21 protein-coding genes are annotated in these 24,499 nt (G+C 74.1%); 13 read left to right on the forward strand and 8 right to left on the reverse strand.

The genetic code is table 11. From position 1 onward, the window contains the following. Positions 1-159 precede the first annotated feature (159 nt). Positions 160-579 (reverse strand): TOBE domain-containing protein, encoded by a 420-nt coding sequence (locus ACN20G_RS28995; RefSeq protein ID WP_424216185.1) that lies wholly within the window; start codon positions 577-579, stop codon positions 160-162. 622 nt (positions 580-1,201) lie between these two features. Here ACN20G_RS28995 and ACN20G_RS29000 point away from each other — a divergent pair. Beyond that, on the forward strand, positions 1,202-1,903 hold the full coding sequence (locus tag ACN20G_RS29000; RefSeq protein ID WP_424216186.1) for a M24 family metallopeptidase: 702 nt from the start codon (positions 1,202-1,204) through the stop codon (positions 1,901-1,903). Between the two features lie 85 nt (positions 1,904-1,988). On the opposite strand, the gene ACN20G_RS29005 is transcribed toward ACN20G_RS29000, so the two are convergent. From ACN20G_RS29005 to ACN20G_RS29015, 3 genes are read right to left on the reverse strand one after another with little or no spacing between them, the layout of a single operon-like run. Next, positions 1,989-2,405, reverse strand: coding sequence for an excalibur calcium-binding domain-containing protein (locus ACN20G_RS29005; RefSeq protein ID WP_424216187.1), 417 nt, complete (start codon positions 2,403-2,405; stop codon positions 1,989-1,991). A 3-nt stretch (positions 2,406-2,408) separates the two neighbouring features. Then, positions 2,409-3,992, reverse strand: a complete 1,584-nt coding sequence (locus ACN20G_RS29010) for a prepilin-type N-terminal cleavage/methylation domain-containing protein (protein ID WP_424216188.1) — start codon at positions 3,990-3,992, stop codon at positions 2,409-2,411. Positions 3,993-4,021: 29 nt separating this feature from the next. Next, positions 4,022-4,651, reverse strand: coding sequence for a hypothetical protein (locus ACN20G_RS29015; protein ID WP_424216189.1), 630 nt, complete (start codon positions 4,649-4,651; stop codon positions 4,022-4,024). A 299-nt stretch (positions 4,652-4,950) separates the two neighbouring features. Between ACN20G_RS29015 and ACN20G_RS29020 the strand changes: the two genes are divergently transcribed. Next, complete coding sequence (locus tag ACN20G_RS29020) at positions 4,951-6,180, forward strand: hypothetical protein (RefSeq protein WP_424216190.1); 1,230 nt, start codon at positions 4,951-4,953, stop codon at positions 6,178-6,180. A gap of 95 nt (positions 6,181-6,275) precedes the next feature. Further along, positions 6,276-8,240 carry an FG-GAP-like repeat-containing protein gene (locus tag ACN20G_RS29025; RefSeq protein ID WP_424216191.1) on the forward strand — a complete coding sequence of 655 codons (1,965 nt, stop codon included), beginning with the start codon at positions 6,276-6,278 and terminating at the stop codon, positions 8,238-8,240. A 124-nt stretch (positions 8,241-8,364) separates the two neighbouring features. Here ACN20G_RS29025 and ACN20G_RS29030 read toward each other — a convergent pair whose 3' ends face one another. The 3 genes from ACN20G_RS29030 to ACN20G_RS29040 form a co-directional block, all read right to left on the reverse strand. Further along, positions 8,365-8,940 (reverse strand): PadR family transcriptional regulator, encoded by a 576-nt coding sequence (locus ACN20G_RS29030; RefSeq protein ID WP_424216192.1) that lies wholly within the window; start codon positions 8,938-8,940, stop codon positions 8,365-8,367. Between the two features lie 62 nt (positions 8,941-9,002). After that, on the reverse strand, positions 9,003-9,821 hold the full coding sequence (locus tag ACN20G_RS29035) for a prepilin peptidase (RefSeq protein ID WP_424216193.1): 819 nt from the start codon (positions 9,819-9,821) through the stop codon (positions 9,003-9,005). 280 nt (positions 9,822-10,101) lie between these two features. Beyond that, positions 10,102-10,476, reverse strand: coding sequence for a type II secretion system protein (locus ACN20G_RS29040; RefSeq protein ID WP_424216194.1), 375 nt, complete (start codon positions 10,474-10,476; stop codon positions 10,102-10,104). A 267-nt stretch (positions 10,477-10,743) separates the two neighbouring features. Here ACN20G_RS29040 and ACN20G_RS29045 point away from each other — a divergent pair, with 267 nt between their 5' ends. The 10 genes from ACN20G_RS29045 (at position 10,744) to ACN20G_RS29090 (ending at position 23,489) form a co-directional block, all read left to right on the forward strand. Next, positions 10,744-12,600 (forward strand): GspE/PulE family protein, encoded by a 1,857-nt coding sequence (locus ACN20G_RS29045; RefSeq protein WP_424216195.1) that lies wholly within the window; start codon positions 10,744-10,746, stop codon positions 12,598-12,600. A 59-nt stretch (positions 12,601-12,659) separates the two neighbouring features. After that, positions 12,660-13,871, forward strand: coding sequence for a type II secretion system F family protein (locus tag ACN20G_RS29050; RefSeq protein WP_424216196.1), 1,212 nt, complete (start codon positions 12,660-12,662; stop codon positions 13,869-13,871). Beyond that, positions 13,868-14,314 (forward strand): type IV pilus modification PilV family protein, encoded by a 447-nt coding sequence (locus tag ACN20G_RS29055; protein WP_424216197.1) that lies wholly within the window; start codon positions 13,868-13,870, stop codon positions 14,312-14,314. The genes ACN20G_RS29050 and ACN20G_RS29055 overlap by 4 nt, the downstream gene beginning before the upstream one ends. After that, entirely contained in the window at positions 14,311-14,874 is a 564-nt protein-coding gene (locus ACN20G_RS29060; RefSeq protein ID WP_424216198.1) for a type II secretion system protein, read from the forward strand. The genes ACN20G_RS29055 and ACN20G_RS29060 overlap by 4 nt, the downstream gene beginning before the upstream one ends. Next, a complete protein-coding gene (locus ACN20G_RS29065) occupies positions 14,871-18,806 on the forward strand; it encodes a hypothetical protein (RefSeq protein WP_424216199.1) in 3,936 nt (1,311 codons plus the stop codon). Before ACN20G_RS29060 ends, ACN20G_RS29065 begins: the two co-directional genes overlap by 4 nt. A gap of 20 nt (positions 18,807-18,826) precedes the next feature. Further along, complete coding sequence (locus ACN20G_RS29070; RefSeq protein WP_424216200.1) at positions 18,827-19,939, forward strand: type IV pilus twitching motility protein PilT; 1,113 nt, start codon at positions 18,827-18,829, stop codon at positions 19,937-19,939. Between the two features lie 114 nt (positions 19,940-20,053). After that, positions 20,054-20,287, forward strand: coding sequence for a ferredoxin (locus ACN20G_RS29075; RefSeq protein WP_424216201.1), 234 nt, complete (start codon positions 20,054-20,056; stop codon positions 20,285-20,287). Positions 20,288-20,301: 14 nt separating this feature from the next. Beyond that, complete coding sequence (locus ACN20G_RS29080; RefSeq protein ID WP_424217383.1) at positions 20,302-21,669, forward strand: NAD(P)/FAD-dependent oxidoreductase; 1,368 nt, start codon at positions 20,302-20,304, stop codon at positions 21,667-21,669. A gap of 82 nt (positions 21,670-21,751) precedes the next feature. Continuing rightward, positions 21,752-23,050, forward strand: coding sequence for a cytochrome P450 (locus tag ACN20G_RS29085; protein ID WP_424216202.1), 1,299 nt, complete (start codon positions 21,752-21,754; stop codon positions 23,048-23,050). Between the two features lie 16 nt (positions 23,051-23,066). Beyond that, entirely contained in the window at positions 23,067-23,489 is a 423-nt protein-coding gene (locus ACN20G_RS29090) for a VOC family protein (RefSeq protein ID WP_424216203.1), read from the forward strand. Between the two features lie 18 nt (positions 23,490-23,507). On the opposite strand, the gene ACN20G_RS29095 is transcribed toward ACN20G_RS29090, so the two are convergent. Then, on the reverse strand, positions 23,508-24,443 hold the full coding sequence (locus ACN20G_RS29095; RefSeq protein WP_424216204.1) for an NADP-dependent oxidoreductase: 936 nt from the start codon (positions 24,441-24,443) through the stop codon (positions 23,508-23,510). Positions 24,444-24,499 lie beyond the last annotated feature (56 nt).

The following is a 24,499-nucleotide window of genomic DNA, read 5'->3' on the forward strand; positions in this document are numbered from 1 at the left end:
GTTCCCGCCACACCCCCACTGTGCGCACCCGACGCCGCGTCACACGGCAGACCCGCCCTCCCGGGCCGCACGAACCCCGCGCACCTCGCGCACCTCGCGCACCTCGCACGAAAAACGCCCGACGCGGGAGGAACCGCGTCGGGCGAAGGAGGGGGTGGATCAGGCGGCGGCGAGGGAGATCTCGGTGGCCTTGATCAGGGCGACGACGGAGGTGCCCGCGGTCAGGCCGAGGTCCTTGACGGCGTCGGCGGTGATCGCGGCGGTCAGGCCGCCACCGGCCACGTCGACCTTGACGGAGGCCATGGCCGGACCGGTGGCCACGTCGACGACGGTGCCCGCGATCTGGTTCCGGATGGAGACGCCGGTGACGGCGGCGGTGGCCAGGGAGACCTCGGTGGCCTTGACCAGCGCCTTGACGGCCGAACCCTCGGCCAGGCCCAGCTCCTTGGCGGCGTCGGTGGTGATCGCGGCGGTGATGTCCTGACCACCCTCCAGGCGCACCTTGACCGAGGACATGGCCTCGCCGGAGGTGACGGCGGTGACGGTGCCGGCGATCTGGTTGCGAATGGACAGGCTCATGGAACAACGCCCCTTTGAAAGAAAAACGAGTGGGTCACCGCACAAGGAATGCGTTTCCCTCGCGGCACTTCCGACTCTACGCCACGGAATTAAGGCCCGGGGAAATCGAACCGCAGATGCGAGCCGGAAGTCACGGGTAGCACAGGCACTTGAGACCGGGCCGCACGCCCTGTCCCGTTCGGGACCTACGACCCTGCTGACGTGCCGTTCTTTGAACCCGGGCCACGAGAGCCACCGACCCCGACGACCCGACCCGGGTCGCAGATACAGCCCGGGTGGGAGACCGTTCATTGCAGATGAGAGCCTAATTCAACAGTGAGGCCACTAAATGCGATCCGCCGTTTTTTCGCGAGCGGAGAAAACCCCCGCGCGTTTCCCGGCCTCCCGCCGCGCCCGCCTGACGGCCGGTGTCGTCGCCGGCGCCGGGTTCGTACGAGGGTCCAGTGGGGGCGGTTCTCGGCCTGTGAGCCTTGGATGATCGACCGGTGATTCGCGCGGGGGCGCGTTGCTAGGTTCGGCCGGGCGGTCAGGGCCGCCCCCCGCCCGTCCGCCGATCACCACTCCCCGCCCTCGGGCCGTCGCGGCGAACGTCGCGGGTACGAGTTGACAGCGAGGACGCACGATGACGACGTTGGACCGGATGGACGCGGGGCTGCGCGCCCTGCACCTGCTGGAGGGCCGGCGCATGGCGCAGCACCTGTTCGCGCACGTGATCGGCACTCAGGTGATCAGGCCCGGGCGCAGCGAGGAGGAGGTCGACAACCGGATCGCGTTGATCGCCCGGGACGTGTTCGGCGTGCGGGCGGGGCGGGTGGCCCGCCGCTTCGTGCGTTCGGAGTCGAGCGCCGCGCCGAGCGGGCCGTGGTCGGAACGGGTCATCGGGGCGCAGGACCTGGTGGTGGTGGACTTCGAGTCGCTGGTGGCCCCGTACGAGACGGGGTTCGCCCGGACGGTGGCCGTGGGTGACGGTCGTTCGCGGCGGCGTCTCGTGCAGGACCTGGCGCTCGTGGCCTCCGGCGCGCGGGCCGCGTTTCGCGCCGACGGCTCTCTCACGGGCTGTGAACTCCACGGGCGGATACGGGACTTGGCCGCGAAACTGGGTCGGGGGCTCGGGGGGCGGCATTGCGGTCGGCTGACCGGTGCCGCGCCTGAGGTCCGGACGGAGGTGACGCGGCCGGAGGAGTTCATCGGTCCGGACAACGACCGGCCGTTGCGGCGGACGCTGCGGGAGGGCCGGCAGGCGCACTGGATCCTGCGGATCCAGCTCGTCGACGAGCGGTGCGGCCACAGCGCCGTGCACACGGAGCTGCTCGACCTGGACTGACCCGGTCCGCCGGAGCCTCGCCGTGCCCGGCCCGTCCGTCCGTCCGTGCGGGACGGGTGGGCCGGGTGGGCCGGGCACGGTGGTCTCACGGCGTCGACATGACCGACGGGCGGGCCGAGGTGAGGGGTTGGACGATCGGCGCGCCGTCCATGTCGGTGGTGAAGTCGCGCCGGACGCGCTCGTCGTCCTTCGGGCCCGGGAGCTCGGGGCAGGCGACGCCGTCGCCGTCCCGGTCGAGTCCGTTCGGGTCGAGCGTGTCGGCGCGCAGCACGGCCTGGGCGTCGGCCTGGGCGGTGAAGGCGGCGCAGTCGACCACGTGCCCTTGGCGCACGTACGGGGTGACGTCGAACCGGCGCTCCGGGGGGTCCCCGGCGCCGCACGCGGTCAGGGCGAACGCCGCGAGCACGCCGAGGGCCGCGAGGGCGGTGCGAGGGGCCGGGCGCGGCCGGTGGGCCGGGGTCCGGTCGTGGTCCTGTCGGCGGTCGTGTGGTTGGTGGGTCATGGTCTAGGCCGGTCCCGTCCGGAACACCGCGATCGTTCCGTTCTTCGGGTCGACCGCGTAGAGCTTGTCCGTCGTGTTGTTGACGGCCAGCGCGCCGAACTGGCGCGTGGTGCCGAGCGCGGGGTGGACCAGCAGGGTGCCGGCGTCGAAGGCCCCGATGCCTCCGGGCGCGCCCTTCTCCGCCTGCTCCTGTCCGACGAAGATCCGGTTGTACTTCTTCAGCATGGTCATCTTGTGCGCCAGGTTCCCGCCGAGGTTCGCGATCGTGCAGCCGCGTACCTGTCCCTTGGCCTCCGTGCCGACGATGCGCATGATCCGCCCGCCGGAGCCGTTGCAGCCCGTTCCGCCGTTCGAGTGGACGTGGACGGCACCCGAGCCGGGGCTGTAGACCACGGCGTTGGGGGTGTAGGGGGTTCCCACCAGGTCGTCGATCGCCGTCGACGTGTTCTTGTCCGGATCGACGGCGATCGTCGTCCCGACCGTCTTCCAGGAGCCCGCGGGAGCGGCCGGGTCGGGCACGCAGCGCTGCGCGAGCAGGTAGACGAGGTTGCGGACGGGATCGACGGCGACGCTGCCTCGCATCGAACCCGAGCGGAGCGCGCTCGGACCCTTGCTGCCGCAGGCCGACTTGGTCGCGAAGTACGTGACGAGCCTGAGCTCGTGGCTCTGCGTGGACAGGGCGTAGAGTCCCGCGCCGCCGAGCTTGCCGTCGGCGGTGCCGACGTTGCCCTTGGCGAAGTAGACCCTGTGGCGTTCGGTGTCGAAGGCGAAGTCCACGCCGAGGCTCTCGCCCACGACTCCCCCGTCGGGCAGGGGGATCGGGGTGGCCGTGGAACCGCCGGCCGTGATGTAGGCGACGGCGGCCTGGGACGGGACTCCGCCCGCCACGTACACGTCACCGTTCTCGGGGGACACGGACAGGGCGGTGACCTTGGTCGAGTAGCCGTCGACCTTCGTCACGCGGTTGCCCTCGCGCGTGTCGACGATCGCGACGCCGTCGTCGCCGCCGACGTAGACCCGGCCGGTCCCGGGATCGGCCGCGACGCGGTTCGGGCCGGTCACGGCTCCGGCCAGGGAGACGGGCTCGCCGATCCGGGTGTCGGTCTTGCCGTCGATCACGGTCAGGGTGTTGTCGGCGGCGGACACCGCGTACGCGCGGTCGGCCTTCTCGTCCACCGTGACGTCCCGCGGGTCGCCGCCCACCGGGATGCCCTCCGCGACGCTCTCCGTGGGCGTGGAGGTGTCGTACAGGGTGAACGAGGACTTCTCGCCCCGTCCGCACTTGTTCTCCTGGCCGACCACCACCATGTTGTAGGCGGGGTCGCCGGCCAGCAGTCCGTCGGTCTTGAGGTCCTCGACCGTGCCGTAGCGCCCGTACTTGGCGCAGTAGGACTCCTCCGCCGTGCGCAGCGTGGCGGCGTCGGCCGCGATCGCGGCCTTGGAGCCCTTGTCGCCGACGCCCCGGACGGAGAACACCACGATGGCGGCGAGGACACCGAGGATCACGATGACCACGAGCAGCTCGACGAGCGTGAAGCCGTCCTCTCCTCTGGCGCGCGCGAGGAACGGGCGAGGGGCGGGTGTCATGGCGGTCCGGTCTTCCTTCGGTCGGTGGGTCATGTGGTGTCCCTGCGCACGGACATGAGGTCCTTGGGCCCCCGCAGGTCCGGGCAGGCGACGCCCTTCCCCTTCTCGTCGAGGCGGTTCGGGTCGGTGGGCTCGAAGCGCAGCACGGCCTGGGCGTCGGCCTGGGAGGCGAAGTCCCCGCAGTCGTAGGCGTCGTTGCCGTACTGGAGGAACCGCCGGGGGTCGAAGGGCTGCTTCGGGTCCGGGCAGAGCGCGCTGCGGGTGTCCCCGGCGCCGCACTTGTGCTTGCGCGCGATCTCGGCGACCGGTTCGGTGTCGCGCGGCTCGGCCAGTCCGCGACAGGCGACGCCGCCCCCGTCGTCGAGTTTGTTGGGGTCCTCGGGGTTGGCCCGCAGCACCGCCTGGGCGTCCGCCTGGGTGGCGAAGTTGACGCAGTCGAAGGAGTTGCCGTGCGTGGCGTAGTCCTTCGGCTCGAAGGTCTTGCCGCGCGGGCAGAGCGCCGAGCGCTGGGTGCCCGGCGTGCACCACTCGGGGTCCTCGCGGCCCGCGGCCTCGTCGGATCCGTCGCGCACCAACGCGAGGACGACGGCGGCCACCGCGATCAACGCGAGCAGCAGTGCCCCCCACTTGATCGCGGGCGAGCCCGACAGTCTGCTCACCGGTGCCATGTCACGCCTCTGCCCATCGTGCCGTCGACCTTTCACGCGTGCCGCGGCCGCGCCGACGGCATGACTCGGCCGAGGACGCGTTGCGGGCTGGATACGTGCATTACACGCACAGCCCGCCCAGTTGTCAATCATTGACTACTGGACTCCCGGATGAGCACCATCTAGGCATGTGCGGCGCCGTCATGTCGGAAAGCCCCGTGAATGCCAGGAGTTTCGGCACATCCCCCCATCCCCCCGGCGGGGCCCCCGTGCGGCTGCCGCCGCCCAACGGATCGATCAGGAGTAAGCAGATGCAACGTAGGTCCAGGCGCGCCCGGAGCGCCCCCAACTCCGGCTCCACCGTCATGCGCCGGATACGGAAGGCGTTCACGGCGGGCGCCCTCGCGACGGCGTTGATCGCCGGCGCCGCGCCGGCGGCCCTCGCCGCGACGGACGCGCAGGTCGGCATCGCGAACAACATGTACCCGGCGGTCAGGGACATGAAGGGCGCCATCGAGACGGCCGGCGTGTTCAACCCCTTCGTGGCGAACCCGTCCTCGCAGGTCGGCGGGTTCTGGAACAAGCCCGTCCTCGACACCTCCACGATGCGCGGCATCACCTCGGGCAGCCTGCGCCAGCAGCTGAAGAGCGCCGGCCCGTACACCACGTGCAACCCGTCCTCGTCCAACAACTGCGTCAACGGGCCGCTGCACATCGACGCGTTCCTGTCGGCCGACGAGGCCAATGTCGACGCCGTCATCCCGACCTCGGCCGGCGGCACGTGCACGGCGAGCGCGAGCGTCGAGTGCAACGGCCTCGCCACCAGCAAACACCCCGTGGCCATCGGCAACCTGGCCATCTACAGCTGCAACAGCAGCTGGGCCGGCTCCACCAAGGGCGACGACCCGTCCAACGCCGCGAGCCCCCCGCTGGCCTTCGGCGCGGACGCCAACGGCAGCGGCAACGGCAAGCCCCAGTCGCCCCGTTGTGACGCCACCCCGGTCGCCGGCGGAGCGCCCACCACCATCGCGGGCGTCGTGAACTGGCTCACGACGAGCGGACGCCGGATCGCGATCGCCGACCCGGCCTCCGCGCCCTTCGGCGCCGCGTCCAAGGCGGCCCTGATCCAGAACGGCTTCCCCTGGGTCGCCTCGGGCGCCGGCCAGAACGTGTTCACCGGCAGCGCCTGCGACAGCGCGGGCGCCGCGTGCAAGGTGCGCCTGGAGTCCGGCATCAGCCAGGTGCGCGGCGCGGTGACCGCCAACGCCGGCGGGAACACCCAGCTGGGCCTCGTCGCGAAGTCGAACATCATGCACGTGGCGTGGTCGTCGAGCTCGCTGAGCGGCACCACGGGCAACGACCCCAACAACTGGACCACCGTGGACCCGGCCGAGTACTCCGACTACGGGGACATCCAGCAGTTCGGCGTCGCCCTCAGCGGCGGGAACACCGGCGCGGCCGCCGCCTGGGACAACCTGTTCAACACCAAGTGGGACAGCAACACCACCATCCAGGCCACCCTCGCGGCCTACGGCTACTGAGCCGTCCCACCGACCGCACGACTCGCGGCTCCCCCACGACGGACCGCCGCGCCCCCCACCCACCTCTTCACCCAGCCCACAGGAGGGCATCACCCATGCGCAGATCCCCCGCGCGAACCCCCGTCGCGCGCGGTCGGGCGCTCCGGCTCCCGGCGCTCGCCCTGGCCGCGGCGACCTTCGCCCTGACCTCCGGCCCGGCCTCGGCGACCGTCACGAACACCACCGCCTTCGCCTCCGCCGCGAACCTCGACGACCACGGGCGCGGCGGCTCCGCCGTCGCGATCGGCGACCTCGACCACGACGGCGTCCCGGACCTCGTGACGGCGATCCGCGCCGAGGGCCTCGGCGTGTTCCTCGGCTCGGGCGGCGGCGCCTTCGGCTCCGTCACCAAGTACGCGGCGCCCCGCACCGCCCCGAGCGTCTTCCTCGGCTCCGCGGTGATCCGCGACGTCAACGGCGACGGCGACGCCGACGTGATCAGCCAGGACGCGCGCGGCAACGTCGCCCTGGTCTGGCTCGGCGACGGCACCGGCGCCCTCGCCGCCGGCACGGCCGTGCAGCTCAACCCGACGCCCGGCTGCGACTCCACCGGCGACAACCCGTGCGTCGCGCGGTTCCCCACCGACATCGCCGTGGCCGACTTCGACGGGGACGGCGCGCCCGACCTCGCGACGTCCAACGCGAACACGAACAACGTCTCGGTGACCCTCGGCGCCGGCAACGGCACCTTCGGCACGGCCGCGCAGATCGCCCTGGCGAACGGCACGGCGCCGCTCGGCATCGCGGGCGCCGACCTCGACGGCGACGGGCACCAGGACCTCGTCACGGCGAACTCGGCGAACGGCACGCTGTCGGTGCTGCGGGGCGACGGGAGCGGCGGCTTCGGCACGCCGTCGAGCGTCGCGACCGGGGTGGCGCTGCCGTCCCGGGTCACGCTCGCCGACGTCAACGAGGACGGCAAGCGGGACGCCGTCGTCGCGGCCCCCGGCGCGCCGGGCACCCTCTCCGTGCTGCTCGGTGACGGCGCCGGCGGCTTCGGCACCGCGACCGTGCTGACGGCCGGCGCGGACCTCGGCGCGGTGTCGGTCTCCGACCTCAACGGCGACGGCCACGTCGACCTGATCGCCCCCAGCGCCGACTCGGACCAGGTGGTGGTCCTGGAGGGCGACGGCGCCGGCGCCTTCGCCGCGCCGCTCGCGTTCGGCCTGAACGGGGGCCGGCACCCGCTGGCCACCGCCGTGGCCGACCTCGACGCCGACGGTCGCCCCGACGTGGTCACGGCCAACAGCTACGCCCCGGCCGCCTTCGTCAACGACGCCTCGGTGCTGCTCAACACCACCAACCGGCCCGCGACCGCCACGAACGAGTCCTACGGGCACGTCGGCGCGGACACCCCGCTCACCGTCGCCGCCCCCGGTGTCCTGGGCAACGACACGGACGCCGACGGCGACACCCTGACCGCCTCGGTGGTGACCGGGCCCGCGCACGGCACCCTCACGCTCAACGCGAACGGCGGCTTCGGCTACCGGCCCACCGCCGCGTACGTCGGCAACGACAGCTTCACGTACCGGGCCTCGGACGGCACGAACGACTCGAACCTGGCGACCGTGTCGCTCACCGTGTCGGCCGGCTGCCGCGGTCTGGCCGCCACGATCACCGGCAACGGGGTCGTGAACGGCACGGCGGGCGCCGACGTGATCGTGACCGGCAACGGGAACGACAGCGTCAGCGGGAACGGCGGCAACGACACGATCTGCGCCTTCGGCGGCAACGACTCGGTGTCGGCCGGCAACGGCGACGACTACATCGACGGCGGTGACGGCGGCGACGCCATCAGCGGCGGCGACGGCAACGAGACCATCCGCGGCGGCGCCGGCAACGACGCGCTGTCCGGCGGCGGCGGCAACGACACCGTGATCGGCGGCGCCGACAGCGACACCCTCTCCGGCGGCGCCGGCACGGACCTGTGCGCCGGCGACGACAACGGCGGCCCCGCGCTGGCGGGCTCGGACGCGATCGCGTCCGGCGGCTCCTGCGAGACGGTCGTCGAGGTGCCGTAACCCCACGGAGCGCCCCTACGGGCAAGGGCCCGGTGATCGCGAGGACGCGGTCACCGGGCCCTTCCGCGTGGCACGGGGGTCGGCGGGGCGGCGGGGCGGAGCGGGACGTCGTGCCGGTGCGCGCTCAGCCGCTGTTGACGGCCGGGCGCTCCGCGTCGACGGCGGCGTCCTCGGCGGGGGCGGCCGCGGCGGCGTCGAGGAACCGGTGCGCGGCCCGAACGTGTTCCAGCCGCAGGGCGTGGCTCGCGCGGGCGATGGGGTCGCCGGCCGCGTCCTCCTTGGCCCGCAGCGATTCCTCGATCTCGCCGAGGACCACCCGCTGCCGTTCGACCAGGCGGGCCGGGCTCGTGTCGCGGCGCCGGAGCAGCAGGAGCTTGCAGGTGAGTTCGGCGCGGACGTCGAAGAGCTCGGTCACGGGTTCGCCGAGCCACCGGCCGACGGCCGTCTTCGCGGAGCGGGTCGGGGCGTAGAGCGTGCGCTGCGGTCCGCGGTTGCCCTCTTCGGTACCGACCGGGGTGATGAGTCCGCGCTCGACCAGCCGGGTGATCGACCGGTAGACCATGGGACGTGAGATGTACCAGAACTCACCGATTTCCGCGCCTTCCGCCGTGAGGGTCGCGATGGCGAAGCCGTGGGCGGGGCGTTCGGCGATGAGTGCGAGCACGATCCACTCGGCCAGTGGCAGATCAGGTTCCGTCATGGTCACCAGGGTAAGGACCGTCGGCGCCGATGGCGATGCCCTGGGGCAGGTCAGGGGCGGGATCAGGGGCCGGGCGCGGTGAGCGGGGCGGTCCTCGCGTACGGGGTGCCCGCGGTCTCGTACCAGTGGACGAGGGGTGCGCCGGCGAGGAGGGCGACGATGGCGCCCGCGGCGAGGAAGAGGCCGAAGGGCAGCCGGGTGTGGCGGGTGGCCCGTCCGGCCGCGATGAGCACGATGCCGACGAGCAGCCCGAGGGCGCTGCCGGCCACGAGGGCGAGGACGAGGTACCAGGGGCCGAGCCAGCCCAGGCCGGTGCCGAGCAGGGCGGCCAGGCGCACGTCGCCGAAGCCGAGCCAGGCCGGCCGCGCCAGGTGCAGGGCGAGGAAAACGGCGAAGCCGCCCACCGCGCAGGCGGCCGTGACGCCGAGGCGCTGCCACTGGCCGGTGGTCGCGGCGGCCACGAGCAGGCAGGCGGCGGTGAGCGCGAGGGTCGGGTGGACCAGGCGGCGGGGGAGCAGGAAGCGCTCGGCGTCGCAGGCGGCGAGGGCCAGCAGGCCGGCGGTGAACACCAGGGCCGCCGGCAGGGTCTCGGACCATCCGAAGCGCACCGCCTCGGCGGCGAACAGGACGCCGGTGAGGGCCTCGAGGAGCGGGTAGCGCGCGGGTATCGGGGCGCGACAGGCCCGGCAGCGGCGGTCCAGCAGGATCCAGGAGAGGAGGGGGATGTTGTCGCGGGCCGCGATCGGGGTCTCGCAGTGGGGGCACGCGGAGCGGGGCCGGACGACGGAGCGGCCGTCGGGGACTCGGGCGACGAGGACGTTGAGGAACGACCCCACCGCGAGCCCCGACAGGCCGATGAGCAGGACGAGTTCGGGTGGCATGGGCGTCATGGTGCCGTACGGTCCGGGCCCGTCGGAGCGGGCCGGTGGGAGGGGTCTCGGCGGGAGGGGTTCCGGTGGGTGGTGGGGGCGGGCGGGGGCCTCGGGGCGGGGTGCGGGACGGGGCGGGACGGTCGGGCGGGACGAGGGCGGGGGGCGCCGGGGCCGGGTGCGGCGGCCCGCGGCGGTTCGCCGGGCGGCGAACGGACCGCCGTCCGGTGGTTCCCGCCCCTCCCGGGGGCCCGTCCTCGGGCCGGGTCCCGGTCGGGAGGGGTGTCTCGGGTCAGGCGCAGGGGTTGACCTTGCCGTTGTCCATCGCCTTGGGCTTGACCTTGTAGGGCGCCTCCGTGAGGTCGACCGTGTGCCACTCGGAGGGGCCGGACAGGAAGCCCTTGCCGACCAGCGCGGCGATGTCGCCGTACTTGCCCTCGCCCGCGAAGTACGCCTCCTCCGCCGTCTCGATCGTGCTCTTGTCGGTCCGGCACGCCGAGCCCTGGCCCTTGTCGTTGATGCCGCGCACGGAGAACACGACGATCGCGGACAGGATGCCGAGGATCACGATGACGACGAGGAGTTCGACGAGCGTGAACCCGGCCTCCGCCCTCGGGGCCCGGTCTCGCGTGCGCCGGCGCAGCAGGTCTTGCAGGTTCGTGAACATCTCTCTCCATGTTTCGGCGTCCGGTACGGACGAGGCCAGACCCCGCTCAGACTTTGGTCAGGGACTGAGTAATCAGCGGCAGACTACTCAGCGGGGCAAGGGCTCACAAGGGTCGGACCGTCGATTCGCGCGACCGGACCCGTGCGACGGGCGGCGGCGGGCCGCTGTGTAGTATGCCGCCGACTATTCAATGGCTGACAGTTTCGCGGGACGGGGTCGCGCCCCGCCGTCGACCGTTGTTCCGCATCTCCGAAGGGGTGGGTTTCCTTGGCCAGTCGGCGACTTCTCCGGCGCCGCTCGGCGACGACGGACCTCCCCGAGGCGACCGGCGACCGGAATCCGTCCGCGCCGGCGGAGGACGAAGGGCCCGGCGGCGAGGGCGCGGACGGGGCGCACGTCGCCGCGCCCGAGCGGGACGGGCCCCGGATCGGCGAACTGCTCGTGCGGCGCGGGGTGCTCACCCCCGCGCAGGTGGACGAGGCCCTGCTCCAGCAGGCCGCCTCGGGCCGCCTGCTGGGCACTCTGCTGCTCGAACTCGGCATGGTCGACGAGCGCGCGCTGATCGAGGCCCTGGCGGAACAACTCGACCTGCCGGTGGCCGACTTGCGGCAGGGGGAACCCGACCCCGAGGCCGCCGCCCGGGTGCCGGAGGCCCTGGCCCGGTCCCTCGGCGTGGTCGCGGTGAGCCGGTCCGAGGGCACGCTGCTGATCGCGGCGGGCGACCCCGGGAACCCGTGCGTGCTCGAAGAGGTCGGCCGGGCCGTCGCGCCCGACCGGGTGCGGCTGGCCATCGCGGCCCCCTCGGACATCCGGCGCGCGATCGACAGCGCCTATCGGGCGCTGGCCGGGGTCGGCAGCCTGGTCGAGGCGTTCAAGGCCACCGAGACGGGCCGCGCCCTCAGCTCCGACGCCCGGGTGGTCAGCGAGGACGCCCCGGTCGTGCACCTCGTCAACCTGATGCTGACCCAGGGGCTGCGCGACCGGGCCTCGGACATCCACATCGAGCCGCACGCCGACCGGGTGCGGGTCCGGTACCGGATCGACGGCGCGCTGCACGACGTGCTCAGCCTGCCGGAGACCATGGGCCCGTCCGTGGTCAGCCGGATCAAGATCATGGCGAACATGAACATCGTGGACCGGCGGCGCCCGCAGGACGGACAGATCGCCACCGAGATCGACGGCAGATCGGTGGACATCCGGGTCTCCACCACCCCCACCATCTGGGGGGAGAAGGCGGTGCTGCGGCTGCTCGACAGCAACCGCACCCTGCTGCGCCTGGCCGAACTCGGCATGCCCGCCGCCACCTACGCGCGGTTCTCGTCGCTGCTGCGCTCCCCCTACGGCATGGTCGCGTGCGGCGGGCCCACCGGCAGCGGCAAGACCACCACCCTGTACGCCACGCTCGGCGAGTTGAACCAGAGCGAGCGGAACATCACCACCATCGAGGACCCGGTGGAGTACATGTTCCCGTCGGTCAACCAGATCCAGATCAACGACCAGGCGGGCATCACCTTCGCGACCGGGCTGCGCTCGATCCTCCGACAGGACCCCGACGTGATCCTGGTCGGCGAGATCCGGGACGCCGAGACCGCGCGGATCGCCGTCGAGTCCGCCCTGACCGGCCACTTCGTGCTCTCCTCCATCCACGCCGCCGACGCCTGCTCCGCGCTGCACCGGTTCGTCGACATGGGCATCGAGCCCTTCCTGATCACCTCCACGGTCGCCGGGGTGGTCAGCCAGCGCCTGGTGCGGCGGATCTGCGACCACTGCCGCGAGCCCCTACCGGCCGGGCGTGGACGAACTGGCCTTCTTCGCGCAGGCCGGCGGGTCCACCGACGCCGGGTTCTGGCAGGGCCGGGGCTGCAACTTCTGCTCGCGCACGGGCTACCAGGAGCGGATCGGCGTCTTCGAACTGCTCGTGATGAGCGACGCGGTCAAACGCCTGCTCGTGGAGAAGGCATCGATCGACCGGCTGCGCGCGGCCGCCCGGGAGCAGGACATGGAGAGCCTGCTGGACGGCGGGGTCCGGCTGGTGGAGGAGGGGGTCACGACCATCGCCGAGATCATGTCCAGCGTGTACGTGGTCTGACGCCCGGCCCCCGCCCAACCCCCGTAGCCCCGTAGCCCGTACCCGCATCACGCCAGGCCCGACGCGCCCGGAACCCAGGAAGGCACACACCGACATGGCCACCTTCAAGTACGTCGCGGTCGGCCCGGACGGCAGGCGGGTCGGCGGCGTGCTCAAGGGCTCCAGTGTCGACGGCGTGACCGAGAGCCTGGCCCGGCAGGGCCACGACGTGCTGTCGGTCAAGGCCGCCGGCCGCGACCTGCTGCGCCTCGAACTCACCGCGGAGAAGGTCGACCTGGTCGAGCTGAGCAACTTCTCCCGCCAGACGGCCGCGTTCGTCAAGGCCGGCATGCCCGTCCTGGACGCACTGGAGATCATCCGCGGCGAGACCAAGGACAAGAAGCTGGGCCGGGTGCTCGCCGACGTCATGGACTCGCTGCGCTTCGGCGAGAGCTTCGCCGTCGCCATGGCCGCCCACGCCAAGGCGCTGCCGCCGTTCTACGTCTCCGTGCTGCGCTCGGCGGAGGCCACCGGCGAACTCGACGTGGTGATGGCCCAGTTGGCCCGCTACATCGAACGGGATGTGGAGGCCCGGCGGGCGATCCGCTCCGCCCTGACCTACCCGGGCCTGGTGATGGGCCTCGCCGTCGCGGTGGTCGTCGTCCTCGTGATCTTCGTGCTGCCCCGCTTCAAGGCGTTCTTCGACTCCTTCAACGCCGAACTCCCCCTGCCCACGCGGATCCTGCTCGGCGTCACCGACTTCGTCACGGCCTGGTACCCCGCGATCCTCGGCGGGCTCGCCCTGCTCATCGTGGGGGTGATCGCCGGACTGCGCACCGAACGGGGCCGGTTGCTGCGCGACCGCGTCCTGTTGAGGCTGCCGGTGGTCGGCGACGTGGTCCGCTACATGATCATCGAGCGGTTCTGCCGCATCCTCACCTCGATGATCAAGGCGGGCGTGCCCATCCCGGAGGCCCTCGGCCTGGCCGGCGCGGGCGCCAACAACCTGGTGTACGAGCGCTCCCTCGCGACGGCCCGGACGGAGATGCTCGAAGGCGGCGGCATCTCCCGCCCCATCACCCGCACCAAACTCTTCCCCGGAGCCGTCACCCAGATGATGCGCGTGGGCGAGGAGACCGGCACCCTGGACGACCAGTTGGGGCACGTGTCGGAGTTCTACGAACGGGAGCTCCAGCACAAGCTCAAGCGGCTGACCAGCCTGTTCGAGCCGATCGTGGTGGTCTTCGTCGGCGTGTTCGTCGGATTCGTGGCCGTGGCCCTGCTCTCGGCGATCTACGGCGTGTACAACCAGGTGGAGGTCCCGTGACCGCCCCCGCGCCGCGCCCGCCGGGCCGTTCGCCGCGCCGTCGCGGCGAGGAGGGCGAGACCCTGATCGAGGCCCTCGTCGCCGTGGTCCTCATCGGCGTCGCCTTCCTGACCGTCCTCGGGGGGCTGGGCACCGCCGTCGTGAGCTCCGTCGCGCAGCGGCAGACCGTCGGCGCGGACGCCATCGCCCGCAGCACCGCCGAGCGGATCATCGGCGCCCCGTACGCGGCCTGCGCGCGAGGGTACGGGACGCCGGCGCCGCCCGCCGGGTACGCCGTGACCGTCACGGTCGAGTACTGGGACGGGGTCGGCGCGTTCGGCCCCGCCTGCCCGTCGACCGACACCGGGGTGCAGAAGGTGACGCTGACCGTGCGCGCCACCGGCCCCCGCCCCGTCAAGGACACCACCCTCGAACTGGTCAAGCGGGAGTCGATGCCGTCATGAGAACGCGACGGACCCACCGGACCCACCGGACCCGCCCGATTCCCCGGGCACGGCGCGGGGTCGGGGAGGCCGGGTTCACCCTGGCCGAGACGCTGGTCACGATCGTCGTCCTGGGCATCGTCACCACCCTGCTGTCCAAGGCGATCGTCATGGGCCTGCGCTTCACCTCGGGCACCGAGCGGCGGGTGGCCGCCACCGGCGCGGCCGGCGCCCTGGCCCGCTGGTTCACCGGCGACGTGCAGAGCGCGGACGCCGTCACGACCGAGCCCGCGTGCGGGATCACCGAGGTCGTGGTCCACCTGCGGCGGGCCGGCACCGACGTGGTCTACGCCCACGATCCCGTCTCCGGCGCCCTGAGCCGGGTCACCTGCGGCCCCGCCGGCGTCGTCAGCACCCCCCTGGGCCGGCTGGACCCCGGCGCATCCCCCCGTCCCGTGAACCTGAGCTGCGGCGCCGAGACCCCCTGTGCCTCGCCCGCGGAGGTGACCCTGACCGTGCGGACCGATCCCGCCAAACCCCCGACCACCCTGACCGCCGTCCGACGATCGACCCCGTCATGACCGCCCGCCCCGGCCCCCGACCCCGTCGCCTCCGCTCCCGCCTCGGTCCCCGTGACGAGCAGGGCGCGACGCTGATCCTCGCGCTGGCCTTCGTCCTCGTCTTCGGCCTGGTCGCCGTGTCCGTGCTGTCCTTCGCCCGTGCGGGGCTGGCGGCCGCCGGCGCCAACACCGAGCAGGGCCGCCGGAGTTACAGCGCGGACGGCGCCACCCAGCTCGCGATCGAGAACTTCTCGCGGGGCAACCCGTGCGCCGACCTCACCACACCGCCGCTGGGCGGCCGGCGGATGATCGTCCACTGCGACCCCCTCAACGCCTCCCCCACCGGCGGTCGCGCCGACCAACCCCGCGACGCCCTGCTCGGCCTCGGCCGGGGCGCGGGCGACGGCGTCCACGTGCGGACCCCCGGCGTGCGCGTGCAGGGCGGGGTGTTCTCGCACGGGGACATCACCACCGGCGCCGGCGCCTCCGTGCTCGTCGCGGGCGACGTGGCCGCCCTGGGCGACTGCTCGCGCGCCGTGACCCAGCCCCGCCTCTCCCCCACCGAGACCCCGTACACGCGCGCTTGCGCCGACGACTCCCCGCCGGCCCCCGCCGACCCCGTCCTCGGCGCCGACCCCGACCACGCCCCGCCCGTCACGGCCGTTCCGCAACGGCGGACGGTGCCCGCGTGCCCCGGGCCCGGGTCCTGGCTGGTGCGGCTGGCGCCCGGCGCCTACGACGACGCCGACGCCCTCACCCGACTCACCGGCGGCGCCTGCCCCGGGGTCGTCGTGTGGCTGCAACCGGGCACGCACTACTTCGACTTCGGCTTCACCGGCGGCGGCTCGCTGTGGAAGGTCGACGACCCCACCGTCAGCGTGGTGGGCGGCACCCCCGCCGGCTGGGACCCCGCCTCCCCCACCCGGCCCACCGTGCCCGCCCCCGGCGGGTGCGAGCGGACCCGGCCCGAGGGCGTGGAGGTGGTCATGGGCGGCGAGAGCCGATTCCAGGTCGACCGCGGGCACGCGGAACTCTGCGCGCCGGTGACGGCGGAGGGGCAACGACCGGCCGTGTACGGGGTGCGGCCCCCGCAGCCCTCCCACACCCTGACGCCGACGACCGCGGCCACGAACACCGGCTTCACGAACCCGGCCCAGGCCCTCCTCTCCGAGGAACGCGCGACCCCGCCCGGCTGCCCGCGACCCACGGGCGCGGCCGGCTGCACGGCCGACGCCGTCCTCGACGCCGGGACCCGCCGCGCGGCCTCGCTCCAGTTCACCGGCTTCACCCCGAGCGTGCCGGCCGGCTCGGTGATCACCGGCGCGAGCCTGCGGGTGCGGCACGGGGAGGACGGCGGCCTGACCGCGCCCGGCGCCGTCAAGGTGACCGTCGCCGTCGGCGGCGACACCTGCCACACCGCGGACCTGCCGCGTCACCCGGCGCTCGCCGCCGACCCCCCGATCGACCTGCCGGCCGCGTGCGGGCTCACCGACCCGGCCCGGCTCGCCGGCCTGACGGTCACCTACGCCGCCGCCCTGGATCCCGACGGCCGTACCGGCACGGCACGGCTGGACGGCCTGCGGCTGGAGGTGGCCTACCGGACACCGACCACGTTCAAACCGACCGCCGTCACCGCGGCCACCGGGTTCGGCGGCACGGGCACGGGCACGGGCGGTGAATCCGCCGCGGTCCTGGAGATCGGCGAACAGCCCGCCCCGGCGACGCTCGACGCCGAGCTGAGCACGGCCGCCCCGTCCGCGTCGCTCACCCTGGCCGGATTCGGCCTGCCGCCCCTGCCCTCGGGGGCGACGATCAGCTCCGCCGTGCTGCGCGTGGCCCACCGCGAGAGCGGCGACACCGCCGCGCCCCGCGTCGACGTCGCCCTCGCGGGCGGCGGCGGGGGCCGTTGCACGGACCTGCCGCTCACCGCCAGATCCGCCCCGGGCGAGGACCGGGTGGACCTGAGGGCCTGCGGGGTCACCGATCCGACACGCCTGGCCGGCCTGACCGCGACCTACACCGCCGGCCTGAACCCGGGCGGCGCCGCCGGTGGCACCGCCCTCGACGGCATGTGGCTCGACCTCGTGTACGACGCGCCGCCGGCCCGGCCCGCGACCGACGCGAAGTCGACGACGTTCCTCCCCGCGAGCGACGCCGAGGCCATCGACGGCGCCAAGACGGCCCGCGTCACCCTCGACCCCGTCACCACACCCACCGCCGGCATCGAACTCGGCGGCTTCGACGGCCCGCCGGCCGCCCCCGGCTCCACCCTGGACCGGGCCCTGCTGCGCGTCGCGCACCGCGAGGACCCCGGCCCGGCCGGAGGGGCGCCGCCGAAGGTCACGGTCACCCTGGCCGGCCCCGGCCTGCCCACCGCCTGCGTCGGCGCGCGGGGGCTCACGGCCCGCCCGGGCTCCCTCGCCGAGGACACCGTGGACCTGATCGCGCTCTGCGGGCTCACCGATCCCGCCCAGCTCACCGGCCTCGTCGTCACCTACACCGCCGCGCTCGGCGGCGCGGGCGCCGGCGCCACGGCCGCGCTCGACGGCGTCGGCCTGGAACTGGGCGAACGCCCCCCGGTCACGGTCCGGCCCGACCGGGCGAGCAGCCCCCCGGCACCCGCCGGCGCGGCCTTCCGCGACCCGGAGAACGCGCGGGCCGTCGACGCGAACACCGCGACCGCCGACCTCACCCCGGCCGCCCCCTCGGCCTCCCTCCGACTCGACGGATTCGCGGTGCCGGCGCTGCCCGCGGGGGCGGCGATCGACAGGATCGTGCTGCGCGTCGCGCACCAGGAGGACGCAGCCCCCACCCCGACACCTCCCGCGCCCACGCCCCCCGCCCCGACCGAGCCGCCGACACCGCCCCGGCCCCCCGCGGTCACGCTGACCGTCTCCGGCACCGGGACCGCGTGCGACAAGGAGCACCCCCTGAGCACCCGCCCGGGCGCGCTCGGCGTCGACGTGGTCGACCTCCGCGCCTGCGGGGTCACCCGGCCCGAGCAGCTGTCCCGGCTCGCCGTCGAACACACGGCCCGCGCGGGCACGGACGCCGGGACAGACGCGGACACCGGCACCGGCACCGGCACGGGCGGGGCCTCGGTCCGGCTCGACGGGGTCGAACTCGACCTCGTGGTCCGCGCCCCGGCCGTCCGGCCCCTGTCCGGCTGCCTCACCTCGGGCCGGGACTGCCCGGTGCTCAAGTCCACCGCCGACGCCGACACCGCCCGCGAGCACAGCCGGCTGGTGGTCAACGGCACCGTGTACGTGCCGACCGGCGCCGTCGACCTGTCCATGCGCGAGGTCGGCGGGCAGGTCCTCACGCGCGGGGTCATCGCCCGGACCATCGACCTCGGCATCACCCCGAGCGCGGGCACCCTCCGTCCGGTGATCGGGATCCCGCCGGAGCCGGTGCGGTTCACGACCTATCCGGCCGTGATCGCGCGACCGGCGTCGGTGGTCGCACTCGACGGCTTCGCTCCCCCGGCGCCCGGGGCTCCCGTGGACGTCACGGCGGCCGAGCTGCCGGCCGGCGGTCGGGCGTCCGTGGCGTTCGGCGGGCTCACCCCGGCGCCGGCGGCCCCCGCCGGGCCCCTGGAGCACGCCGTCCTGCAAGTGGCGCACCAGGAGGACGGGGACGTGAACTCGGTGAAGGTGTCCGCGGACTTCCCCGGCAGCACCTGCGCCGGCCCCGCCGGCTCCCTGGACCTGCCGGTGCGTCCCGGCGCGAGCGGCCCCGTGACCGACCAGCTCGATCTGACCCCGTGCGGTCTGACCACGGCCGCGCAGTTGGCCGGGCTGACCCTGTCCCACACCGTCACCGCCGGGAGCGGGCGCGCGAGCGCGCGCCTGGGCGGCGTCCGGATCGACCTGCTGGCCGGGCCGCTGGTCCGGGCCGACGTGTCCTTCGACGGCCACACCGCCGCCGTCCGGCGGTGGACGGTCCTGCCCTGAGTCCTGCCGTGAGTCCTGCCGTGAACGACCACCCCCTCTTGGAGGCCACCGTGTCCGGGCCCAGTGCCGCGACCATCGACCACCTGCTCGATCAACTCTGGGAGCGGGGCGGCAGCGATCTGCTGCTCACCTCCGGGTCGGCGCCGTTCCTGCGCGTCGACGGCGCCCTGCTGCCGGTCGAGGGCGCCCCGCTGACCGAGGCGGAGGTGGACCACCTGGTGACGGGGGTACTGGGCGAAGACCTGACGGAACGTTTCCGCCGGGAGAAGCAGGTTGATTTCGCCTTCAGTTGGGGAGCGAAGGCGAGATTGCGGGGCAACGCCTTCGTGCAGCGCGGCGCCTCCGCGCTGGCCCTGCGGATCATCCCGTTCGACGTGCCCTCCTCCGAACGGCTCGGGCTGCCGCCGGTGGTCACCGGGTGGGCGGGGCTGCCGCGCGGGTTCGTGCTGGTCACCGGGCCGACCGGGTCGGGGAAGTCGACGAGCCTGGCCGCGCTCCTCGACCACGTCAACACGCACCGCTCGGTGCACATCCTCACCATCGAGGACCCCATCGAGTACCTGCACCGGCACAAGCGGTCGGCGGTCAACCAACGCGAGGTCGGCACCGACACCGACTCCTTCCCCTCGGCGCTGCGCGCGGCCCTGCGCGAGGACCCCGACGTGCTCCTCCTCGGCGAGATGCGCGACCCGGAGAGCATCTCGGCGGCCCTGACCATCGCCGAGACCGGACACCTCGTCTTCGCCACCCTGCACACCAACGACACGGCGCAGACCCTGGACCGCATCGTCGACGTGTTCCCCGCCGAACAACAGCCGCAGGTCCGGCTCCAGTTGGCGCACACCCTGGCCGGGGTCCTGAACCAGACCCTCGTCCCCCGGATCGGCGGCGGCCGGGTGGCGGCCTTCGAGGTGCTGGTGGGCACGTCGGCGATCCGCAACCTGATCCGCGAGGGCAAGACCCGCCAGATCCGCAACCTGATCGCGACCGGCCACCGCGAGGGCATGCAGACCCTGGAGACCGGCCTCAACGCCCTCGTCACGGCCGGCGTCATCGCCTACGAGGAAGCCGTCCGCCACACCGCCCACCCGGACGACATCCGCCGCCCCCACCCCACGACGGTCCGGCCCTGAGCGTTCGGCCGGTCGGGGGCTCTTGCGTGTCGGGTGGGCGAGGTGCCCGGAGGGTCGGGGGGCGGGCGTCACCCTGGGGAGGGTGAACGTACGGGCGTGGGAGGTGGCGGGATCGTGTGGCGTGTGCTCGTGGACCTGAACCGGTGTCAGGGGTACGCGCAGTGCGCGTTCCTGGCGCCCTCGATCTTCCGGATGGACGGGATCGAGGGGCTGTTGGCGCGCGGCGCCGTCACGGACGCGGAAGGGGACCGACTCGCCCAGGCCGTGGCCGCCTGCCCGACCGGGGCCATCCTCACCGAGGCCGTCGCGGAACCGGCCGCGGAACCGGCCGGGGCGGGGTCGGCGTGACGGGCGCGCGGGACGTGGGACGCGTGGTGATCGTGGGTACCTCGCTGGCCGGGTTGCGGACCGCCGAGGCACTGCGCGAGCGCGGGTTCCGGGGTCCGCTCACGCTCGTCGGGGACGAGGAGCACCCGCCCTACGACCGGCCGCCGTTGTCTAAGCAGGTGCTGCTCGGGCTGTCCGCCCCCGAGGACACCGTGCTGCCGCGGCGGCGTCCGATCGACGCGCACTGGCGGTTGGGGGTGCGCGCCGTCGGACTCGACCTGGCGGACCGCACGGTCCGGCTCGCGGACGGCGAGCGGGTGCCCTACGACCGGCTGGTGATCGCCACGGGGGTGCGCTCGCGCCCGTGGCCGCATCCGGAGGAGGCGGCGCTCGGCGGCGTGCACTCGCTGCGCACACGGGAGGAGGCCCGCGCGCTGGCGGCGGCCCTCGCGGCCGGTCCGCGCCGGGTCCTGGTGATCGGGGCCGGGTTCACGGGCTCCGAGATCGCCTCGGCCTGCCGCCGCCGGGGCATCCCGGTCACGGTGGCCGAGCAGGGGGCGACCCCGCTGGTGGGGGCCTTGGGCGGGGCCGTGGGAAGCGTGGCGGCCGGGTTGCAGCGGGCGCACGGGGTGGACCTGCGGGTCGGGACCCGGGTGGACCGGCTGGAGGGGGACGCGGGCGGGCGGGTGCGGGCGGTGCGGTTCGCCGACGGGGAACGCGTCGAGGTGGACCTCGTGGTGGTGTGTCTGGGCGCGGTCCGCAACACCGACTGGCTCGCGGGCTCCGGGGTGGCGGCCGGTCCGGACGGGGTCGCGTGCGACGCCGGGTGCCGGGCATTCGACATCGGCGGGGTGGTCACGGACGACGTGTTCGCGGTCGGGGACGTGGCCCGCACCCCGCACCCCTTCTTCGGGTACCAGTTCCTCTCCCTCGAACACTGGGGCAACGCCCTGGCGCAGGCGGAGATCGTCGCCCACAACATGCTGGCGGGGCCGGGCGAACGCCGGCCGCACCTGTGGGTGCCCGCGTTCTGGTCCCTGCAGTTCGGCGTGAACGTGAAGTCGGTGGGCGCGCCCGTGCTGGGCACGGAGGTGCTCATCGCGCAGGGCTCCCGCGCGAGCCGGTGCTTCACCGCCGTGTACGGCCGGCAGGGGCGGGTCATCGCGGCGGTCTCCTTCGACCAAGGCCGCTGGCTGCCGCACTACACCCGGCTGATCGAGACGGCCGCCCCCTTCCCTCCCCCGTTCGCCATGGACCGCGGCGCCGAGGGCCGCGAGCCGCTGCCCGCGGACTTCCCCGACCCGTCCGTGCCCAGCCACGACCCGACGGTCACCCTCAGCGGCTGGTCCCCCACCGACCGGCGGCTCACGTTCACCCCGCGGGCCCCGTGGCCGACCCACTGATCACGCAGCCTCCGCGCCCGCCGGTCCCCGCCCCGCCCGCCCGCCGCCCGCCCGTCCGCCCCCTCACGTCCGGGAGCCCCGCGTGACCTCCGACGACCGCACCGACGCCGCCGCCTCACCGGCCACGCGCCTGCTCGACCCGGCCCTGCGCCCCGACCCCTACCCCCTGTTCGCGGAGCTGCGCGCCACCCCCGTGCGCCGTGATCCCACCGGTGTGTGGCTGATCAGCACCTTCCACGAGATCCAGGACCTGCTGCACGACCCCCGGGTCAGCTCCGACGCCCGCAACCTGGTCACGGACACCAACGGCCCGCTCGGGCCCGTCCGCGCCGACGACGAGACCTTCGTCCCCAGCTTCCTCACCCTCGACCCGCCCGAACACGACCGGCTGCGCCGGCTCGCGGACCGCCCGTTCGCCCCGCCGCACTCCCCACACCGCGTCGAGGACATGCGCGAGGACCTCGCCCGGATCGTCGGCGAACTCCTCGACGACGTCACCGACCTCCGGGACGCCGCCGAAGCCGCCGCCGACGGCGATCCGGGGCTCTGCTTCGACCTGGTCGAACGGGTCTCGTACCCGTTCCCGGTCACGGTGATCTGCCGGCTGCTCGGCGTCCCCCTCGCGGACGAGCCCCGCTTCCGCACCTGGGCGGACACCCTGGTCAACAGCACCTCGGGGGCCACGCCGGAGGAGCGCCGGGCGGGCATGGAGAAGGTGCGCGCGGCGGTCGGCGCCCTGCGCGAGTACCTCGGCGAGCTGATCTCCGAACGCCGCGCCCACCCCGGGGACGACCTGCTGTCCCACCTCGCCCTCGGCGGCGGCACCCCCGAGACCACCCTCACGCACGCCGAACTGGTCTCCACGGCCGTGCTGTTGCTCATCGCGGGGCACGAGACCACCGTCAACCTGATCGGCAACGGGATGCTCACCCTGCTGCGGCACCCCCGCGTCCTGGCCGAACTGCGGGCCGATCCCGACCTCGCCCCCCGGGTGGTCGAGGAGACCCTGCGCTACGAGCCGCCCGTGCAGTTCGTGCCCACCCGGACCGCGCTCGTGGACATCGAGGTCCACGGCGTCACCATCCCCCGGGGCGAACCGATCTGGCTGCTGCTGGCGGCCGGCAACCGGGACCCGCTGCGCTTCACCGACCCCGACACCTTCGACCCGGGCCGGCCCGACCTGCAACACCTGGGCTTCGGCAGCGGCATCCACGCCTGCTACGGGGCGCCGCTGGCCCGGCTGGAGGCCCGCGTCGCCCTCACCGAACTCGCCCGCCGCGTCACCGCGCCCCGCATCCGCGTCGACCCTCCGCCCTACCGCCCCAGCCCGGTCCTGCGCGGCCCCCGCCACCTCCTGATCCACCACGACGGCGTCAACTGAAAGGCAGGCACACATCATGGCCATCACCGTCACCCCACATCTGAACTTCCGAGGGAACGCTCGGGAGGCGATCGAGTTCTACCACTCCGTGTTCGGCGGGAGTCTGCTGACCTCGACGCACGAGGAGACCGGCACGGAGCTGGCGAACCCGGGCGAGGCGCCGTGGCTCGCGTTCGGGGAGGTGACCACCGAGGACGGCTTCCACCTCGCGGTCTACGACGTGCCGACCCCCCTCCCCTACGACCCCGGCACACAGCCCTACTACCTGATGGTGAGCAGCGGCGACCCGAAGGAGATCACCCGGTACTGGGAGAAGCTCCGGGTGGGCGCGAGCGTGCAGGACGACCTGGGACCCAAGCCCTGGAGCAGCCTGTACGGCCTCCTCGTCGACCGCTTCGGCGTGATGTGGGCCCTCAACCTCGACATGCCGCAGGACTGAGCGGGCGAGATCGCGGGTTCACGGGACGAGGATCAGCTTGCCGGCGGCGGGGGCGGTCTCCGCGTGGTGTTGGGCGCTCGCGGCGTCGGCGAGGGCGAAGGTCTCGGCCACCAGCACCCGCAGCCGGCCCTCGGCGGCGGCCAGGGCCTGCGCGGCCAGAACGGGCGCGGAGGGCTCCGGGACGGCGGAGAAGGGCACGCCGAACTCGGCGGCGGCGGGGTCGGCGGTGGTGACGACCCGGTCCGCGGCGTCGCCGCGCAGGGCGATCAGCGCGGGCAGCGCGCCGTGGCCGGCCGCGTCGAACGCCGCGTCCACCACCGCCCCCGAACCCGCCGCCGCCTCCCCCAGCGCCTCCCGCACGCGCTGTTCGAGACCCTCGCCGTAGGCCACGGGGAGCGCGCCCAGGGAGCGGACCCACGCGTGCCGGTCCGCCCGGGCCGTGCCCACGACCCGGAGGCCCGCCGCGACGGCGTCCTGCACGGCGACCGAACCCACCGCGCCCGCCGCCCCGTGCACGATCAGCGTCTCGCCGGCCCGGAGTCCCAGCAGGCCCAGGGCCCGGTGGGCGGTCTCCGTGGCGACGGGCAGCGCCGCCGCCGTCGGCCAGTCCAGCCCGGCCGGCTTCGGGGTCACGAGGTCCGCGCCCGTGACGAGGTACTCGGCGTAGGCCCCGCCGCCCCGGGTCCAGCCCAGGACCTCGTCCCCCGGGGCGAGACCGGTCACCCCGGGGCCGACCGCGTCGACGACGCCCGCGAACTCCAGGCCCGGGGTCGCGGGGAAACGGGTGGGGAACACGGCCTCCATGAACCCGGCGCGGATCTTGAGGTCCGCCGGGTTCACCCCGGCCGCCCACACCCGGACCCGCACCTGCCCCGCGCCCGGCTCCGGGGTCTCGACCTCGGTGACCTTCAGGACTTCGGGCCCACCGAACTCCTCGAACACGACGGCCTTCATCACGACTCCTCGGGGTGGGGTGGGCCCGTCCGCACCGCGTGCGTGCGCGGCCCGGA

This window comes from Streptomyces dryopteridis (genome assembly GCF_049606955.1).
Classification (GTDB): Bacteria; Actinomycetota; Actinomycetes; order Streptomycetales; family Streptomycetaceae; genus Streptomyces.